The sequence below is a fragment of the Microvirga sp. M2 genome, from assembly GCF_047497095.1.
Taxonomy (GTDB): Bacteria; Pseudomonadota; Alphaproteobacteria; order Rhizobiales; family Beijerinckiaceae; genus Microvirga.
Genome location: NZ_CP134064.1, coordinates 619,931 through 639,857, shown reverse-complemented (window position 1 = coordinate 639,857; position 19,927 = coordinate 619,931). Strand labels below are relative to the sequence as shown.

The following is a 19,927-nucleotide window of genomic DNA, read 5'->3' as shown; positions in this document are numbered from 1 at the left end:
GGATTCCATGGCCGAGCGCATCAGACTTCGCCAGATTTGCCTTCTCACTGAGCGGCTCGAGCCGATCATCGATACGTTAATCGCGGTTTTTGGCCTTCAGGTCTGCCATGGCAAGGCGGATCTCACGCGATACGGTGTTCCTTATGAGGAGCCTCCTGCGCATTCGGCCGCCTTTTTCTCCAAGCACGGGTTGGCCAGCGCACAGCTTCCGATCGGCGATACGTTCCTGGAACTGGTCAGTCCGACACGCCATGACACACCGGCGAGCCGATATCTCAGTCGCCGCGGTGGAGGCGGCTACATGGTGATTGCCGAGGTCGAACACCCGGATCCCTTCCTCGAACGCGCTGAAGTCAACGGCGTCAGGCTCGCCGGAACGGTCGATTATCCCACTTATCACGAGCTTCAGCTAGACCCGCGCGATATTGGGGCGTCGATTCTTTCATTGTCCAGCCATAAGGAGGGCGCGCCCTTCGATGGCCAATGGTACCCGGCGGGTGCACATTGGCGCGAGAAGGTCCAACCCGGGTACAAGGCGATCCGCTGTGCGGAACTCGCCTGCTCGGACCCCGCGCGAACGGCGCGGCAATGGGCGGCGGTGATCGGCACCGACCCGATCGCTGTCGGGGATGCGTGGCGTATTCCGCTCGAGCGTTCGGAGATCAGGTTCGTCCATGACCGGGAAGGCCGAGGCGATCGTCTCGATGCGATCTATATTGAAGGCGGCAATTTTCCGTCGGCTATAGATGCTGCGAAACAGGCAGGTCTCGCCGCGGCCGGCCGTTCGATCAATATTGGAGGTCTCAAGTTCAAGGAGGTGTCTTCCGATGGCGCCAATTGATCTTCTCTTTACGGTTATCAATGGCCTCTCAACCGGAATGGCAGTGTTCCTCGTTGCGGCCGGTCTGACATTGATCTTTGGTATTCTGAAGATCCTCAACTTCGCCCATGGCGCGTTCTTCATGATCGGCGCCTATGTGGCCTACACGATCACAGGCAGCAATCCGTCGTCCTTGTGGATCTTTATCCTCGCCGCACTCGTCGCAGGGGTGGTCGTTGCGGCTCTTGGTCTTATTGCGGACCGGGTCGTTCTGCGCCGCCTGAGAAACGTGGACGAGGCCTATATGCTGATTGCGACGTTCGCCGTCGTTCTCATCTGCTCGGGCGTCGTCAAACTGATCTGGGGCGTGAACTACGCATCGGTCAACCCGCCCCCGCTCCTCGACGGAGCCGTCTCGGCCGGTCCTCTCTTTATTCCGAGCTACTCGCTGTTCGTCATCGTCGCTGGGTTCGTCGTCTATCTTGCCCTCGATATCGCAATTCACCGGACGTGGATCGGAAAGCTGCTCCAGTCTGTCGCGAACGACGGCTGGATGTCCGGTCTGCTCGGCATCAACGTACCGTTTGCGCTGACAAGCACGGTGATCGCGAGCTTCATGCTGGCGGGGCTTGCCGGCGGTCTCCTGCTCGCCAACCAAACGCTCTCTCCCATCCTCGGAGAAAGCTACCTTCTGCTGGCGTTCATGGCCGTGATCATCGGCGGCCTCGGGAATGTGCGGGGCGCCTTTCTGGCATCCGTGCTGCTCGGCGTCATCGAGAGTGGGAGCTCGCTGCTCATCCCGAACATGCCCGGCATGGCGACTTACGTGTTCGTCATCCTGTTCCTGCTCGCAAAGCCACAAGGACTCCTGGGAGGACATCGCATATGAAAGTCGTCAACGCCATGCTCCTCGTCATAGGCCTTGCGGTGATGTTCACCATCCCCCTATGGGCCGATCAGGGCATCCTCTTCATTGCGGGCCTGGTTCTCGTCGAAGTGGTTTTTGCCCTGTCGTGGAATCTGCTCTTCGGATTCACCGGGCTCGCCAGCTTCGGGCATGCGGCATTCTTCGCCATCGGTGCCTATCTCTGCGGCTATGCCCTCCGAGCGGGGTTCGAGGCGCCGTTCCTTCTCCTGATCCTCGCCGCAGGCGCAGCCGGCGCGGTGGCGGCCGTCCTCACCGGAACCGTGCTGCTGCGGCGGACCACCGGAATTCATCTGGCGATCTTCACACTCGCCTTGGCCGAAGTTCTGCGTATCCTGGTGGGTTACAGCACTGCTCTCGGACGCGAGGATGGGCTCGCGTCGATTCCGCGCCCAACCCTCGGTCTCGGGTTCACGAGCTTCGACTTGACCTCGGGCGAGGCCTATTACTGGTTCCTGTGTATTGCTGTCGCCGCCATAGCTGGTTTCCTGTGGCTCATTGCCCATGGACCATTCGGTCGAATCCTGGTCAGCATCCGACAGGACGCCGAGCGGACCGCGTTCATGGGCATCAATGTTCCGGCCTACCGGCTCGCGGCTTTCACGATCTCGGGTGCAACATCGGGAATGGCCGGCGCGCTCTACGCTCCTTGGGCGCAAATCGTGACACCGGAATCCGCGCATTGGCTTCATTCCACCCAGCCCATGCTCGCCTCTCTCCTTGGTGGCGCTCAATCGTTCTGGGGGCCCGTCGTCGGCACCGTTCTGTTCTCGATCATCAACTATTCGACCCGAAATCTCGTCGGGCTCTCCGAACTGGTCATCGGGGCGATACTTCTCGTGATCGTGCTGGCGGCCCCGAGCGGCGTGGTCGGTCTCGTGCGTGAGTTGAGACGCCAAGTGTCGAGGCATGGCTCTCCGGTCAAGAATGGAGCGGAAGGCCAGGCTGAATCGAAAGGCAAGCTCGCCCAGGAGGCAGCATGACGACCCTGTTGAGCGTAGATAATATCTATAAAAGCTACGGCAGCCTGCCTGTTCTCAAGGGTATCTCCCTAACGGTACAGGAAAAGGAGACCTTTGCCATCATCGGCCCGAACGGCGCCGGCAAGACGACACTCTTCCGGGTGATGACGGGCGAAGTGCTGTCGGAGCGGGGAAAGATTACCTATGCCGGCCATGACGTGACCGCCAAACCGGCGCATGACCGCGTCACGCTCGGTATGGGACGGACATTTCAGGTCGCCCGGGTCTTTCCTGAGTTCAGCGTCGAGGAAAACATTGTCGTGGCCATCGAGGCGCGACTTCGGAGCCGCGCTGAAAGCCCGCTTCCGTGGTACAAACCATGGCCGAGGAGCAGCGTGCGAGAGGAGGCCGGAGTTCTTCTGCAGGACCTGGATCTCTGGGGCAAGAGGGCGACGGAGGCGAAATTCCTTTCGCATGGCGATAAGAAGCGCCTTGAACTTGGAATCGCACTCGCGGGTAAGCCGCGAATCCTGATGCTCGACGAGCCGACGGCGGGGATGTCGCCATCGGACCGCATCGCGACGACCGAATTGATTATTCGGCTGAGAGCCGCCAACGCGATGACGGTCGTCATGACCGAGCATGACATGGATGTCATCTTCGGCCTCGCGAACCGTATCCTCGTGATGAATCAAGGCGAGATGATCGCGATCGGGACGATCGACGAGGTGCGTGCCAACCCGATCGTCCGCGAGGTTTACCTAGGCAAGGAAATGTACGGTGCTGACGGTTGAAAAATTGACGGCCTTCTACGGCGACAGCCAGATTCTGCACGACGTGTCACTCGCAGTCGAGAACGGCGGACGTGTGGCCATCGTCGGTCGAAACGGTGCGGGAAAGTCGACACTTTTCAAGAGCATCATGAATGCAGGACCACGAGCAGACGGAAAGATTGTGTGGAACGGCGCCGATCTCGGCAATATGCCAAGCTACAAACGCGTCCGTGCAGGTTTGGCCCTGGTGCCTGAAGACCGACGCATCTTCACGCATGTGACGGTCCTGGAAAACATCGCCATGTCGCAGTACGGCGTTCCAGCTGGCGAGAAGGCACTTGACCCCGCGTCGGTGGTTCAACGCTTTCCGATGCTTGTTCCGCTCAAGGACAGGCTCGGCGGGCAGCTGAGTGGGGGCCAGCAACAGATGGTGGCCATCGCACGAGCCATCGCGGCACGACCGAAGCTGATGATGCTGGATGAGCCGACAGAGGGTCTCGCACCCGTCATCATCGAGCAGCTCGCAAAGGATGTGGTTGCCGTTTGCAAGGAGAACAAGGCCGGTCTTCTCCTGAGCGAACAGAACCTGTGGTTCGCAAAGCAATGCACGGACCGGGTCTATGTGATCGACACCGGACGGATCGTCTTCGAAGGCGACTGGGCTACGCTCGACGAGAACGCGGATATCAAGCAACGCTACTTGGCGGTGTGAGTCGACTGAGGTGGTAGGATTGTGACACACGGAACAACGGACAGCAGCATTTACGACTACGTCATCGTCGGCGCCGGGTCGGCAGGCTGCGTGCTCGCCAACCGCCTCTCTAGGGATCCCGGGAACTCCGTCTGCGTCCTGGAGGCCGGAGGCAAGGATAACTGGATCTGGTTTCACATTCCGGTGGGCTATCTCTTCGCCATCGGCAATCCACGTGCCGATTGGATGTTCAAGACGGAGGCCGAGCCGGGGCTCAACGGCCGCATTCTCAATTATCCGCGCGGGAAGGTCCTGGGCGGTTCTTCGGCGATCAATGCCATGATCTACATGCGCGGTCAGCGCGAGGATTACGAGAATTGGCGGCAGATGGGTCTCCCGGGCTGGGGCTGGGATGACGTGAAATCGGTCTTCCGCCGGCATGTCGATCATTGTCTCGGGGTGAGCGAGCACCATGGCATCGGCGGCGAATGGCGTGTCGAGGAGCCACGGATGCGATGGGATCTACTCGACACCTTCATCGAAGCGGCTGTCGAGGCTGGCATCCCCCGCGTCAGCGATTTCAATACGGGCGACAACGAGGGTATCTCGTATTTCCACGTCAATCAGAAGAACGGGAGGCGTTGGTCTGCGGCCCGCGGCTTCCTGAAGCCCGCCCTCTCGCGCCGCAATCTGCGGCTCGAGACGAACACTCATGCCACACGCATCCTGTTCGAGGGCAAGCGCGCCATCGGGGTTGAGATTCTGCAGAACGGTTCCTTGCGCCGCATCATGGCCCGCAGGGAGGTGATCCTGTCGGCGGGAGCGATTGCTTCGCCCCAACTCCTGCAATTGTCCGGAATCGGTGACGGCGCTTTCCTGCAACACCATGGCATCGACGTGGTGCAGCACTTGCCGGGTGTCGGGGAGAACCTGCAGGACCATCTGCAGCTGCGCCCGATCTACAAGGTTCAGGGCGTGCGAACGCTCAACGAGGATTACCGGTCCTTCGTCAAGAAAGTGCAGATGGGCGTCGAATATGCGCTGTTCCGCCGGGGTCCGCTGACGATGGCGCCCTCTCAGCTCGGGGCCTTCGCCCGCTCGTCGCGTGAATACGCCACCCCGAACCTCCAGTTTCACATCCAGCCGCTGTCTCTGGACAAGTTCGGCGATGAACCGCATCGCTTCCCGGCCTTCACCGCGAGCGTCTGCAACCTCCGCCCCACCAGCCGCGGCGCGGTCAGGATCCGGAGCGCACGACCGGCGGAGCCTCCCTCCATCCGTCCCAACTATCTCTCGACGGAGGATGACCAGAGAGTAGCCATCGACGCTTTGCGACTGGTACGACGCATCGTCTCCATGCCGGCTCTCCGTCGATATCATCCGGAGGAGTACAAGCCCGGTGCGCATTTAGCGACGGACGATGAACTGCTGAACGGCGCCCGCGAGACCGGCACCACCATCTTCCACCCGGTCGGTACGGCCAAGATGGGCGTCGAGACCGATCCCATGGCTGTCACCGATGCCCGGCTGCGTGTCCGCGGAATCACGGGACTTCGCGTGATCGACGCATCCATCATGCCGACGATTACGAGCGGCAACACCAACTCACCGACCTTGATGATCGCCGAGAAAGGGGCCGCCATGATCCTGGAAGATCAGGCGCGTGCCTCCACTCCCATGCTGGCACGTGCCTGAGACACGTGTCGGCGCCCGGTTGACCGATACCATCCGTTGCTCGTCGAGGCGATTGACCAAGCCGCCAGGGCATGGAGGCGCTCCCAGGCGCGCAGAGAGCCAGGAGTGCGGATCGGCTGTCGATACGACAGTAACCTAATTCTGTGCGGAGGCCGCATGAACACATTATTCCGTCTTCCCCACGCTCAGCAAACGGCCGCCAGCGGCATAGACCGCGTGGCGGTGATCGGCGCGGGCTCCATGGGAGCTGGAATCGCAGCACAGTTCGCCAATGCGGGCGTCGTCGTCGATCTTCTCGACATTGCCGGTTCGGAGGCCAGCCGGCGCAACGGCCCTGCGGAAACGGGTGTCGCCGGGCAATTGAAGTCAAATGGCTTCATGCATCCGGATGCGGCCCGGCTTGTCCGGGCCGGAAATGTGGAGGACCACCTCGATCGCCTGTCCGAGGCCGACTGGATCATCGAGGCGGTGGTCGAGCGTCTCGATGTGAAGCGGGAACTCTATCGAAAGATCGATGCGGTTCGCAGACCCGGATCCATCGTATCGTCCAATACCTCGACGATCCCGCGCGCAGCGCTCCTCGAGGATGCAGAGCCGACCTTCAGGGCCGATTTTCTCATCACGCACTTCTTCAATCCGCCACGCATGATGCGGCTCGTCGAGATCGTCGCCACGCCCGAGAACGCCCCGGACCTGGTTCTGCGTGCAAAGGCCGCCTGCGAAAACCTGCTCGGAAAAACGGTCGTCGATTGCCGCGATACGCCGGGCTTCATCGCCAACCGGATCGGGTGCTATTGGATCGCTGTCGGAATTCTCGAGGCCAAGCGCCTCGGGCTGACCATCGAGGAAGCGGATGCCGCCATGGTGGCGCTCGGGATCCCCAAGACGGGCGTGTTCGGACTGCTCGACCTGATTGGGGTCGATCTCGTGCCTCACATCTGGGGTAGCCTGGGTCGGGCACTGGACCGCCACGACGACTTCCATCGCTTTGACCTGATCGGAGATCCGCTGATCCTCTCCATGATCGAGCGAGGCCTGTTCGGGCGCAAGGCCAAAGCCGGCTTCTACAGGTTGGCCGCCGACAAATCTCGCGAGGTCCTGGATCTTGCCACGGGGGAGTATCGCAGGGAGCGGCCTGTTTCCCCCTCCGCCTTTCCTGTCGGCGCCGGTAGAGCGCGGGCGTTGGTCTCGCGAGATGATCGCCTCGGCCGATATGCTGCATCCGTATTGGCCAACGTCATCGCCTATGCAGCTCAGGTCGGAGCCGAAGTTGCCTCCGATGTGGGAGCCATCGATGTGGCGATGACCCTGGGCTATGCGTGGAAGACGGGACCTTTCGCGCTTGCAGACGAGGTCGGACGGAAGAGGATCGCAGCGACACTGTCCGAACACGGCAGGCAGGTCCCCCAGCTGCTCGCTCAAGACGCCGCGTTCTTCGACGCTGCCGGCAATGCGCTTTCCATGGATGGCATGTCGCGGAGCTCGACCGCCAACCCCACGCCGCTCGCACGAGCAAAGGCCATGGGAGCGCCGCTTCTCGGCAACGATGCCGCTTCGGTGTGGGATCTCGGCGACGGCGTCGCGTGCTTCGAGATCCATACGAAGATGAACAGCATCTCACCGGCGGTTCTTGAGATTCTGTCCGAAACGATACGGGCGGGTGGTGCTCTCTTCCAAGCACTGGTGATCGGGAATGACGAGCCGCGCGCATTCTCCGCTGGCGCCGATCTCTCCTGCATCGCCGGACTGGCGCGCGATCGAAAGTGGGATGCGGTGGAGAGCGTCCTTGTTGCCGGGCAAGAGGCATTTCTCGCCCTAAAGTATGCTCCTTTCCCGGTCGTGGCGGCTGCCCATGGTCTGACGCTCGGCGGCGGCTGCGAACTGATGCTGCACGCCGACAGGGTGGTGGCCCATGCGGAGCTGAACGCCGGCCTCCCTGAAGCAAAGGTCGGTATGGTGCCGGGGTGGGGCGGCTGTACCCAGCTTCTCGTCAGGGAGCAGCGGCGGATAGGTTGTCATGATCCGCGCGCAGCGGCGAAGCGCGCGTTCGACATCATCTTCGGGGCACAGCCGTCGACATCGGCCCTCGATGCATCCGCAAAAGGCTTATTGCGTCCGGGCGACGCTATGGTGATGCACCGGGACCACGTGACCGGCGCCGCCAAGGCCCTTGCATTGGCTCTCTTGAACGAAGGATACCGAGCGCCGGAGCCTGCATCGCTTGTGCTTGCCGGTCCGGATCTTAAGTCCGAAATTCTGAGCGGTGTCCGCGATCGGCACGCGGCAGGTTATCTGACCGACCACGACATGGTGATCGGCGAGGCGCTGGCGACGGTTTTGACAGGTGGAGCAGGACCTGCACTCCGTCTTGGCGAACGAGAGGTCATGGCGCTGGAACGGCAGGCTGTCATGTCGCTGGTGAAGCGGCCGGAAACCCAGGATCGAATGGCTCATATCCTCTCGACCGGAAAGCCGCTGCGTAACTAGAGCGTTTTTTGCGCCATGGAGCTGGCTCCATGTTGGTGGGATTGGCTCTAATCGTTCCGATCGCTGTCGCGCGGGTCTAGCGCCACTATGGAAGGTTCGTCCCGACACACGAGGTGAGCCAGGTCAAAGGTCCGAATAACGTCCCCGGTCGTTCGGACGTCGCCGGCTGAGAGTAGTGTCCCGATCCGAAGCAGAAGGATGATGAGAATGAAGCTTCTTGTGTGTGTGAAGCGGGTGGTTGATTACAACGTGAAGATCCGGGTGAAGTCGGACGGGTCCGGGGTGGAACTCGCCAACGTGAAGATGTCGATGAACCCGTTCGACGAGATCGCGGTCGAGGAGGCGGTGCGCCTCAAGGAACAGGGCAAGGCCAGCGAGATCGTCGCCGTCTCGATCGGCCCGCAGCAGGCCGGTGAGACCATCCGCACGGCGCTCGCCATGGGGGCCGACCGCGGCCTCCTGGTCAAGACCGACGCTTCCGTCGAGCCGCTTTCCGTCGCCAAGATCCTCAAGGGCGTGATCGCCCAGGAGCAGCCCGATCTGGTGATCATGGGCAAGCAGGCCATCGACGACGATGCCAACCAGACCGGCCAGATGCTCGCCGCCCTCTTGGGCTGGCCGCAGGGCACCTTCGCGTTCAAGGTCTCGTTAAGCGAGGGCGCGGTCGACGTGACCCGCGAGGTCGATGGCGGCCTGCAGACGGTGGGCTTGAAGCTGCCGGCGATCGTGACCACGGACCTGCGCCTCAACGAGCCGCGCTATGCCAGCCTGCCCAACATCATGAAGGCCAAGAAGAAGCCCCTCGCCGAGACCACGCCCGAGGCGCTCGGCGTCGATGTCGCGCCGCGCCTGAAGGTGCTCAAGACCGCCGAGCCCGGCGGCCGCAAGGCCGGCGTCAAGGTGGCCTCGGTGGCCGAACTCGTCGCCAAGCTCAAGACCGAAGCCGGCGTGCTCTAAGGGAGACCAGGAATGACCACGTTGCTGATTGCCGAGCACGACAACGCTCGGCTCAAAGATGCCACCCACAAGGCGCTCTCGGCCGCCCTGGCGCTCGGCGCGCCGGTGCATGTGCTGGTCGCCGGCGCCAACGCCCGCGCGGCGGCGGAAGCCGCGTCCCGGCTTGCGGGCGTCGACAAGGTGCTTTTGGCCGATGCTCCCGCTTACGAGCACCAGCTCGCCGAGCCGCTCGCGGCGCTGATCGTGGCGCTGGCCGGCCCCTATGCCGCCCTGGTGGCGGCCTCGACCTCGACCGGCAAGAACACCATGCCGCGGGTCGCGGCGCTGCTCGACGTGATGCAGGTCTCCGACATCACCAAGGTGGTGGCGCCCGACACCTTCGAGCGCCCGATCTATGCCGGCAACGCGATCCAGACCGTGCAGACGAGCGACCCGAAGACCGGTGCTCACGGTGCGCACCGCCGCGTTCCCGGCGGCCGGAGAGGGCGGTTCGGCCGCCATCGAGACGGTGAGCGCGGCTGAGGATCCGCAGCTGTCGACGTTCAAGGGCGAGGAGATCGCCAAAACCGACCGGCCCGAGCTGACTTCGGCCAAGATCATCATCTCGGGCGGGCGCTCGCTCGGCTCGGCCGAGAACTTCAAGACCTACATCGAGCCGATCGCCGACCGGCTCGGCGCGGCGATGGGGGCCTCGCGGGCGGCGGTCGATGCCGGCTATGCGCCCAACGACTGGCAGGTCGGCCAGACCGGCAAGGTGGTGGCGCCCGATCTCTACATCGCGGTGGGGATTTCAGGGGCCATTCAGCATCTCGCCGGCATGAAGGATTCCAAGGTCATCGTGGCGATCAACAAGGACGAGGAAGCCCCGATCTTCCAGGTCGCCGATTACGGCCTCGTCGGCGACCTCTTCTCGATCCTGCCCGAACTCAAGGACGCTCTTGGCGCTGCCTGACTGACATGTAGCACCTGAGATACATGCGGCATGCCGCTGCCCGCGTGCGCGCATATTCGGGCCGAAACCGCTGCACGCATTTCCCTTGTGCGTTCGGGAGTGGGTCATCCCGAACGGGAACCGGGCTTGCTGACTGCCAGCCCGTGCCTTTCGCAAGGAGGTTGGTCCTGAGCCGATCGTCATGGTCGACCGTGTCTCTGCGATCCACTGCGTGATCTCGCGTCCGGAGATGTCACATCCGCGCCTGTCAGACGGCGGGGGAGCGCCATCGTCAAGTGCATTGATCGGCGCCATCCTCGGGGATGTCGGACTCGGTACCGGATGGCGGTCGTTCCGACGCAGAGATGGAACTTCCAGCGTTCAGGCTTGTTCCGAACTGAGCCGCGTCAGTCCATGAGCACAACCGTCGTAGGGGGACCCGATGAGCAAGCCCGAGGAAACCGTGCAGCGTCCGGACACGCCCCATTACGAGGACGCCACCGGCGGCTGGGGCTCACTCAAGGGAGTCGGTCGCATCCTTGCCGACCAGAAGCCGACCTTCGGGGCCTTCCGCACGCTGATGCGCCAGAACAAGCCGGGCGGGCACATGTGCACCTCCTGCGCCTGGACCAAGCCTGCGCATCCCCACCTCTTCGAGTTCTGCGAGAACGGCGCCAAGGCGACGATCTGGGATCTCACGCGCGACCGCTGCACGCCCGACTTCTTCGCCGCCCACAGCGTGACCGAGCTGCGCAGCCTGTCGGATCACGCGTTGGAGGAGACGGGACGGCTCACCCATCCGATGCGCTACGACACCGCTTCGGACCGCTACGTCGAGACGACCTGGGACGAGGCTTTCGAGGGGATCGGGGCGAAGCTCAGAGAACTCGACCCGAAATCGACCGTCTTCTACATGTCCGGCAAGGCCAGCCTGGAGACCGCTTATCTCTACGCGCTGTTCGCGCGGCTCTACGGACATAACAACCTGCCCGACAGCTCCAACATGTGCCACGAGACCACGAGCGTGGGACTTGAAAAGGTGATCGGGATCGGAGTGGGCACCTGCGTGCTGTCGGACTTCGACCATTGCGACCTGATCCTGTTCTTCGGACAGAACACCGGAACCAACTCGCCCCGTTTCCTCCATACGCTCAAGGCCGCGAAGGAGAGGGGCTGCAGGATCGTCACCTTCAACCCGATCCGCGAGAGAGGCCTCGTCGAGTTCGCGGATCCCCAGAACCCCGCCCAGATGACGGTGAAGCCCGCGACCCGGATCTCCGACATCTACCTCCAGGTCCGCCCCGGGGGCGACATCGCGGCGCTCGCGGGGATGTGCAAGCGCGTGCTGGAGCTTGACGCCGAAAGAGGAGGGGGGATTCTCGACCGAGCCTTCATCGAGGCGAACACCACAGGATTGGAAGAACTCACGACGCGGCTCGGCGAGGTGTCCTGGGAGGAGATCGAAAGGGAATCCGGCCTGCGCCGCGAGGAGCTCGACGAGGTGGCCGAGATCTATGCCACATCGAAGAACACGATCGGCATCTACGGGATGGGACTGACCCAGCACGTCAGGGGGTGGCTCAATCTCGCCATGCTCGTGAACCTGCTCCTGCTGCGCGGCAACATCGGACGGGAGGGGGCCGGCATCTCGCCCGTGCGGGGGCATTCCAACGTGCAGGGCCAGCGCACCGTGGGGATCAGCGAGAAGCCCAAGAACGTGCCGATGGACAAGCTCAAAGAGCTTTTCGGTTTCGAGCCGCCGCAGGAGGAAGGGCGCTCCACCGTGAATCTGGTCGAGGGGCTGCTCGATGGCTCCGTGCGGGGCTTCATCTCTCTGGGCGGCAATCTTGCCCGCGCCATCCCCGACCGGGAGCGCGCCGAGGAGGCCTGGCGCGGTCTCGACCTCAACGTGTACGTCGCGACCAAGCTCAACCGTTCGCATCTGCTGCCGGGGCGGGCCAGCTGGCTGCTGCCCTGCCTGGTGCGCGCCGAGGAGGACATGCAGGCGACGGGGCCGCAGGCCGTGACGATGGAGGACAGCCTGAGCATGATCCACGGCTCGCTGGGCAAGCGCAGTCCCGCCTCGCCGCATCTGAAGTCCGAAGTCGCCATCGTGGCGGGGATCGCCAAGGCGACGCTGCCGCCGAATCCCAAGGTGAAATGGGACGAGTGGACGGGTGATTATGGGCAGATCCGCGACCTGATCGAGGCCACCTACCCGGACAAATTCGGCGACTTCAACGGACGGCTCTTCACGCCGGGCGGGTTCTATCGGGGCAACTCCGCGCGCGAGCGCGAGTGGAAGACGGAGAGCGGGAAGGCCCAGTTCACCGCACCCGAGGTGCTGACTTCCCTGGGCAAGCCGCCCGAGGGCGAGGAGATCACTCTGATCACGCTGCGCTCGAACGACCAGTTCAACACCACGATCTATGGCTTTTCCGACCGCTTGCGGGGGCTGTCCGGGCCGCGCGACATCCTCCTCATCAACCCCGAGGAGATGGGACGGCGGGGCCTCTCGGAGGGGCAGAGGGTGACGCTCGAATGTGCGGTGGAGGATGGCACCGAGCGGGTCGTGCGGGGGCTGAAGGTCGTACCCTACGACCTGCCGGACGCTTGCGTCGCGGCCTATTATCCCGAGGCCAATCCCCTGATCCCCGTGGGCTATCACGACGAGTTGTCCAAGACGCCTGCCTACAAGGGCGTGCCGGTGCGCATCCGTCATGATGAGGGACATGCGTGAAGAGGCGCCGGAAGGAACCTGTTGCGGCCCGGCGCTCCGCAGGCGGCTTGCGTTATAAACATTGATGCGGGTCGAGCCGGAGCCGGGCGGGGTCGCAGCCATGAACAAAATTCGACGCTGGAAGTCTATGGTCTCGAGCATCTTTCCACGCAAAACCGGTTCCCATTTCTGCGTTCGGTTCTCTCGCGTCCGTGACCCCGTTCCGTAGCTTTTTTAATGGACGGCCAAGCGCGACGCTGCCCAGCTTCGACGCCCACGTGCTCGTGTCTGCAAAGGTGGAGCCGATCACCTGTGGCATCAGCGCAACGCCCCGCCCGTTTTGATCTTACGTCATGCAGATTGAGACGCTGAGCGATTCCTTGTGAGACGCTGAGGCAATCGCCCTTGGGAATCCTATGCTATGGGGTTCGTCAAATCGGAAGGAGTGCATTGGCTCCTCAATAAGCGCGAAGAGGGGCAGCATGCGTCATCGAACCAGCCATTCCGGCGTCAGAGCATTGACCCCTCGCCGCAGAAACTCAGCGCAGTTGCTGGCCTCGACATCAGTCGTTGCGGTGAGCCTTCTCCTGGACAGCGCGCAGTCCTTCGAGCTGGTCGAGGTCACCGACGTCACGGTCTCGGGAGCCGTGGGCTCCCCATGGCTGATCGACGGGCTGCTTGTCGTCGGGGGCACGCGCGCCGGCAACCTGCGGATCGAGAATGGCGGGGTTGTGGAGAACCGTACCAGCGGTACGGAAAGAGCCGATGGCATAATCGGCAGGGAATTCTCCGGTTCGGGCACCGTGACCGTCACGGGCCCTGGCTCTCAATGGAAAGGCCCTGTCTTCATTGCGGTCGGCCGTGCCGGGAAGGGCATCCTCAACATCGATGATTTCGGCGCGGTTCAGACGACAGGGCTCAATCTCGGGACATTCGCCCAGGGTTCAGGAGACATGTCGATCTTCGGAGGCGGCAAGCTGACGACCGATACGGCCCGGATCGCTGATGCCATCTTGTCGAAGGGCAACGTCACGATTCGCGGGCTGGGTTCGGAGTGGATCAACCGATACTTCATAGTGGTTGGATCTATCGGGACCGGTACGCTCTCCATCGAAGACGGAGCAAGGGTGCGCACGGATTCGGTGCCCATCGCCAGCGATGCCCGGGCGTCGGGCAGAGTCACGATCAAGGGCACCGCCGGAAGCCGCGGCGTTTTGGAAGCGCAGAAAATCTCCAAGGGAAGCGGCACGGCGAATCTGCTCATCGATGGCGGCATCCTTCGGGCGAGAGGGTCTGAAGGTCAGTTCCTCAGCGGCTTTCCCTCCGGTTCGGTCGTGATCGGCGATGGCGGCGCCTTCATCGATACCGGCATCTATGATATCGGCATCCCGGTTGCTCTCGCCGGAACCGGCAGCGGAACCGATAAGCTGGTCAAGCAAGGCTCCGGCACCCTGACCCTCAGCGGCTACAACGCGTATTCGGGCGGTACCGTTATCGAGGCGGGAACGCTCGTCGCGACGGCTAACGCCAATCTCGGCTCCGGTCAGGTCACCAACAACGGCATCCTGACTTTTCAGAACACCGGGTGGAATTTCGATCCGGCGATCAGCGGCTCGGGTGCGCTTCGTAAGGAAGGCACGGGGGCTCTCACCCTGAACGGTGTGAACCTGTATACGGGCGGGACGGTGATTACGGGGCTGGGGGCGATCCACACCCATGCGGCGGGTCTCGGGAGCGGCGGGGTGACGATCGGCTCCAGCAGCTATCTGCGCGTCGACGCCGGCACGGATGCAACGTTCACGGCCGGGCCGCTTCAGGGCGCAGGGCGCTTCCTCAAGGGCGGCGCCGGCACGCTCACCCTCAGCCGGGCGAACCCTTACAGCGGCGCCATCACGGTCCTGACCGGCACGCTGGCGCTGGGAGGGACCGGATCGATCAGCGGATCGGCGCTGCAGCTGGACGCCGGCACGGCCTTCGACGTTTCCGCGGCCGCCGGCACCTCCACGCTCAAGGGCCTGACCGGAGGTCCGACCGCGACGCTGCGACTCGGCGGGCGCGCCCTCGCCCTCGACTTGGCGGGGATCAATGCCTTCGAGGGTACCGTCACGGGTGACGGCGGGCAGCTGATCAAGCGAGGCGCCGGCACCCTCACGCTCACCGGCAGCAACGATTATTCGGGCGGCACCAGCCTCGAACAGGGTGTCATCCTCACCCATGCGTTCGGCCTCGGCACCGGCGCCGTGAGCCTGGGCCGCAACACCCTGCTCACGCTCACGGGAACCGGCGACGAGGTGTTCGCAGGCGGCCCCCTCATCGGAGAGGGCCACCTCGAGAAGACCGGCGGCGGCACGCTCGCGCTGCACCAGGTCAACTCGTATAGCGGCGGCACCAGCCTGCAGGCCGGCACGATCGTTACCCATGCCGCCGGCCTGGGCAGCGGCGCCATCGTCAACAATGGCACGCTCGAGATCTGGCAGGATGCGGGCGCCGACGCGACGTTTACGGGCGGGCCGATCTCCGGCTCCGGCGCGCTCATCAAGCGGCGCGCCGGCACGCTGACGCTCGACACGGTGAACACTTATACCGGAGACACCACCGTCGCGGACGGCACCCTGGCGCTGGCCGGCGCGGGATCGATCGCCGCCTCCGGGCTGACGCTGGCGGGCGGCGTCTTCGACATTGCGGGCGCGTCCGGCGATCGGATCGTGGCCGGCCTGAGTGGGACCGGGACGGGCAACGCCATTCGGCTCGGCGCCAACACGCTCATCGTCGATGAACGGGGCGTCGGCACGTATCGCGGCACCATCGACGGCAGCGGGGGCCTGACCAAACGCGGTGCCGGCACCCTCACGCTCGGGGGCCTGAACACCTATGCGGGCGAGACCCTGATCGAGGCCGGCACGCTTCAGGTCGACGGTACGGTGACCCACGATGCGCGCGTCGCGGCGGGCGCGACCCTGTCCGGCAGCGGCCAGATCCAGGGGACCGTGACCGTCGCTGACGGCGGCACACTGGCGGGCGGCGGCGACCTCCTGCGCATGGGCGCGCTGCAGCTCGGGGCGGGGGCCCTGACCGACGCGATCCTGGCCGACGCGAGCACGCCCGCCTTTCAGGTCGCCGGCGACCTGACCCTGGCCGGCGCGTTGCGGATCAACCCGGCCTCGGCCCTATCCTATGGCAGCTTCCGGCTGTTCGACTACGGCGGGGGGCTGACCGATCACGGCATGGCGCTGGCAGCCGTGCCGGCCGGCTTCCAGCCCGGCAGCTTCTCACTCGCGGCCGGTGCCGGGGCCGTCGATCTCGTCGTCTCGGCGGTCGCCGGCGACCAGACCTGGCGCGGCGGCGCCGGCACCTGGTCCACCGGGGCCGACTGGACCCAGCCGGGCAGCAGCCTGGCGACCCCATGGGGCGGCAACACCGCGATTTTCGGTGGCCCGGCGGGCACGGTCACGGTCACGGGCCGGCAGAGCTTCGCCAATCTGCGCTTCGAGAGCGACGGCTATCGCCTCACCGCCGGTGCGGGCGGGGAGCTCGCGCTGGCGGGCAGCGAGGCCGGCGTGTTCATCAATCCCGGCCTGACGGCGAGCCTCCTGCTGCCGCTCACCGGTCCGGGCCGGCTCGCCAAGAGTGGCGCCGGCACGCTGGTTCTGGCCGACGTCAACACCTATGCCGGCGGTACCCGCATCGAGGCCGGCACCCTCGTCGGCACGGCCGCGAGTTTCGGCTCGGGCGACATCGAGAACCACGGGATCCTGCACGTCGATCAGCCGATGGATGGTGTGCTCGCCGCCGTCATCTCGGGGAGCGGCGAGCTGCGCAAGACCGGCCCCGGCACCCTTACGCTGTCCGGCACCAACACCTATAGCGGCGGCACCGTCATCAGCGGGGGGCTCAAGGCCGCGGCCGACGCCAATCTCGGCGCGCCGACGGGCGACCTCGCCTTCAACGACGGCACCTTGGTGCTGGGCGCATCCTTCGATCTCGCGGCGGGGCGGACACTGGTGCTCGATCACGGCTCGGGCACCATCGACACCAACGGCCACGCCATGACGGTGCAGGCCGGGCTGACCGGAACGGCCACCTTCGTCAAAGACGGCCTCGGCACGCTGACGCTGCGGGGGCCGAGCACCTTCACGGGCACGACGATCATCGCCCAGGGCACGCTGGTGGCCCAGGCGGACAGTCTCGGGAGCGGCCCCATCGACAACCGGTCCGCACTGGTCATCGATCAAGGAACCGATTCCATGTTCACTCCGGCGATCGATGGCAGCGGCACCCTGGTTAAGCGGGGTCTCGGGCGCCTCGACCTGACGGGCACGAGCGGACTGACGGGCGACACTTTCGTGCGTGAGGGCAACCTCGCCGTGAACGGCTCGCTCGGGCAGTCTCATGTGACCGTGGGGGCGAGCGCGATGCTGTCCGGTATTGGCACGGTCGGCGGGCTTGCGGCCCAGCGCGGCGGCACCGTGGCGCCGGGCAACTCGATCGGCACACTGACGGTCGAGGGCGACGTCGCATTCGGTGCGGGATCCGTGTACCAGGCGGAGGTCGACGCCGCGGGCGCGAGCGATCGCATCACCGCCAGCGGTATGGCCACCCTGACCGGCGGCACGGTCGAAGTCCGGGCGGCGAGCGGCCGCCATGCCCCCGGTACCTCTTACACGATCCTGACGGCCGCCGGCGGCGTCAGGGGCGCCTTCGCGGGCGTGGCCGCGAACTTCGCCTATCTCGATCCCACGCTCAGCTATGGCGCCACCGATGTGCGGCTGCTCCTGACGCGCAAGACCGACCCGACCGATCCGGGGGCGCCTCATCCTGTCGCCTTCCACTCGGTCGCCGTCTCGGCCAACCAGTACCGCGTGGCCGATGCGGTCGAGGCACTCGGTGAAGGCCACCGCCTGTTCGACACCGTGATCGGCGCCAGTGCCGGCGGCGCCCGCCAGGCCTTCGACGCCCTTTCGGGTGAGGCCCATGCTTCGACCGCAACAATCGCAGTGGCGGACGTCCAGCGGGTGCAGGACAGCATCCTGAGCCATCTGCGCAACGAGGCAGAGACCGCTCCGGCGAACGTGGCCGACCCGACCCTCGACCCGCATCGGATCACCTTCTGGGGTGAGGGCTTCGGCTCGTGGGGGCAGGTGCGCTCCAATGGCAACGCCGCTGGCATGGACGCCTCCACCGGAGGTTTCATTCTCGGGGCCGAGACGAAGATCGATGAGAGCTACCGCCTCGGCATCGCCGGCGGCTTCATGAGCACGTCCTTCGACATCGACAAGCGCCTGTCGTCGGGCACCAACGAGACCGTATTCGGATCCGTCTACGGGGCTGCCAAGTGGGATGCGATCAATGTCCGCCTCGGCGTGCTCTATGGCCGCAACGACGTGGACGTGAACCGTACCATTGCCTTCCCGGGGTTCGGCGACCGGGCGAGTGCCTCCTACACCGGTTCGACCCTGGCGGCGTTCGGCGAGGTCGGCTACGGGTTCGATCTCGGCCAGGCGAAGGTCGAGCCGTTCCTCGGGGCCTCGGTGATGCGCCTGCACCTGGACGGCTTCCGCGAGGACGGCGGTCCCGCAGCGCTGTTCGGCTATGACCGCACCTACGACCTCGGCACCACGACACTCGGGATCCGCGCGGAGACGCGGCTCGGCACCGATCTCCCACTCACCCTTCACGGCTTGGCGGGATGGCGGCACGCCTTCGGGAACGTGAACCCGTCAGCCCTGCTGGCCTTTGCGGACAGCGCCTCCGCGTTCACCGTCGCAGGCATCCCGGTCGATCGGGATGCCCTGGTGGCCGAGGCTGGCCTCGACTGGCAGATCACCCCGGCCATGACGCTGGGCGTGTCCTATGCCGGCCAGATCGGCCGAAGGGCGCAGGACCATGCCCTTAAAGGCACCTTCAACTGGCGCTTTTGACGGAGCGTTGCCGGAGCGAATAACCGTCGCATGGAACTGAGGCTGGCAGCCGAGGTCCCGCGTGAGGGGCTCTTCATAGCGGCATCTGCACTTGGAGCATGGTACGCAAAAGGAATTCCACTTTTGGGATCAATTCGATGTTGCCAATTGCTGCCGGGCATTATGGGTTTGGGTCCTTCACCTCAAAACGGCTCGATTAACGTCGCGTTAACCATGGAAACGCGAGATAAGCCAATGCGAAAGATCCATCCCGGCTTCATAGCGCTCGCCATTATAGCGGGACCAGCCTCCCTTATCCTCGCGCACCAAAAACTCGCCGACGTGCAGGAACTCCATCGCCCGTCCGACATCTCCGCCGCAATCCGGCAGGCCTATTCGAAATGCACGGAAGCCGAGCGGTCATCGAGGCCGCCTCGGTGCGACGAATACATCAGACTCTTCGACCACTGCGCCGCACAGCATGCCTCATGCGATCCCCGCTCGGTCTATGATGTTCTTGTCGAGCTGAACGTCGCACTCCGAAACCCCGGATCCGGACCGACGGCAAAGCCGTTGTGACGGCCATCAAATTATGCGGCATTCGTCGCCGGATGATGCGCATACCGCGTGACCGCATCGCAGGGCGCCGGCCGCGCAAATGCAGCGGTCTTCCACCAGCCCCCACCTCCTCTCATCCATTCTCGGCAGCGTCCGTTCCGGACCTGTCCTGCGCTGTCCATCCTTCCATCCAGGGGAATGCCTTCACTGCGCCCGAGTCAGGCGCTTCGGGTCTATTGCGTTTTCCGCATCAATTCAGCTCATCACAAAAGGTTTGACCCCATCCATGGCTCCGGGTTCCACTGAGCCCGTGATCAGGAGAATCTGGAGTGGTCATGGTTATACCTGACGCGTCGACGATCTCGGCACGGTCATCTTGGCGATGATCGGTGTCGGGTGCTGTCCGGACGGTGGAACCATGCTCTTTGCGATTGCTCCGATTTGCTCAATGTAATCATGACAAGCGGGGAACTTATGTCAGAGTCTTTGCGCTCATTGGAGAGCGGGTCGAA

The 19,927-nt window shown here is 64.3% G+C and carries 10 protein-coding genes and 1 pseudogene; all 11 read left to right on the top strand.

Features of this window, described 5'->3' with window-relative positions:
• The first annotated feature begins 7 nt into the window (after positions 1-7).
• The 11 genes and pseudogenes from RE429_RS22595 to RE429_RS22545 all read left to right on the top strand — a co-directional run bounded on the left by RE429_RS22595 (position 8) and on the right by RE429_RS22545 (position 18,878).
• The gene (locus RE429_RS22595; RefSeq protein WP_414475573.1) at positions 8-841 is read left to right on the top strand and encodes a hypothetical protein; all 834 of its coding nucleotides are present in this window, start codon (positions 8-10) and stop codon (positions 839-841) included.
• Entirely contained in the window at positions 828-1,709 is an 882-nt protein-coding gene (locus RE429_RS22590) for a branched-chain amino acid ABC transporter permease (protein ID WP_414475571.1), read from the top strand. Before RE429_RS22595 ends, RE429_RS22590 begins: the two co-directional genes overlap by 14 nt.
• Positions 1,706-2,728 (top strand): branched-chain amino acid ABC transporter permease, encoded by a 1,023-nt coding sequence (locus RE429_RS22585; RefSeq protein WP_414475570.1) that lies wholly within the window; start codon positions 1,706-1,708, stop codon positions 2,726-2,728. Before RE429_RS22590 ends, RE429_RS22585 begins: the two co-directional genes overlap by 4 nt.
• Positions 2,725-3,501, top strand: coding sequence for an ABC transporter ATP-binding protein (locus RE429_RS22580; protein ID WP_414475568.1), 777 nt, complete (start codon positions 2,725-2,727; stop codon positions 3,499-3,501). The genes RE429_RS22585 and RE429_RS22580 overlap by 4 nt, the downstream gene beginning before the upstream one ends.
• Positions 3,502-3,574: 73 nt before the next feature.
• Positions 3,575-4,192 (top strand): ABC transporter ATP-binding protein, encoded by a 618-nt coding sequence (locus tag RE429_RS22575; RefSeq protein ID WP_414475567.1) that lies wholly within the window; start codon positions 3,575-3,577, stop codon positions 4,190-4,192.
• 21 nt (positions 4,193-4,213) lie between these two features.
• Positions 4,214-5,866: a GMC family oxidoreductase gene (locus tag RE429_RS22570; protein ID WP_414475566.1), complete on the top strand. Its 1,653-nt coding sequence runs from the start codon at positions 4,214-4,216 to the stop codon at positions 5,864-5,866.
• 156 nt (positions 5,867-6,022) lie between these two features.
• Positions 6,023-8,353, top strand: coding sequence for a 3-hydroxyacyl-CoA dehydrogenase NAD-binding domain-containing protein (locus RE429_RS22565; RefSeq protein WP_414475565.1), 2,331 nt, complete (start codon positions 6,023-6,025; stop codon positions 8,351-8,353).
• A gap of 207 nt (positions 8,354-8,560) precedes the next feature.
• Positions 8,561-9,310, top strand: a complete 750-nt coding sequence (locus RE429_RS22560; RefSeq protein ID WP_414472101.1) for an electron transfer flavoprotein subunit beta/FixA family protein — start codon at positions 8,561-8,563, stop codon at positions 9,308-9,310.
• 12 nt (positions 9,311-9,322) lie between these two features.
• Positions 9,323-10,262 (top strand): annotated as a pseudogene (locus tag RE429_RS22555) (electron transfer flavoprotein subunit alpha/FixB family protein).
• A gap of 421 nt (positions 10,263-10,683) precedes the next feature.
• Entirely contained in the window at positions 10,684-12,981 is a 2,298-nt protein-coding gene (locus RE429_RS22550; RefSeq protein ID WP_414475564.1) for an FdhF/YdeP family oxidoreductase, read from the top strand.
• Between the two features lie 461 nt (positions 12,982-13,442).
• Positions 13,443-18,878: an autotransporter-associated beta strand repeat-containing protein gene (locus RE429_RS22545; protein ID WP_414475563.1), complete on the top strand. Its 5,436-nt coding sequence runs from the start codon at positions 13,443-13,445 to the stop codon at positions 18,876-18,878.
• The last annotated feature ends 1,049 nt before the right edge of the window (positions 18,879-19,927 follow it).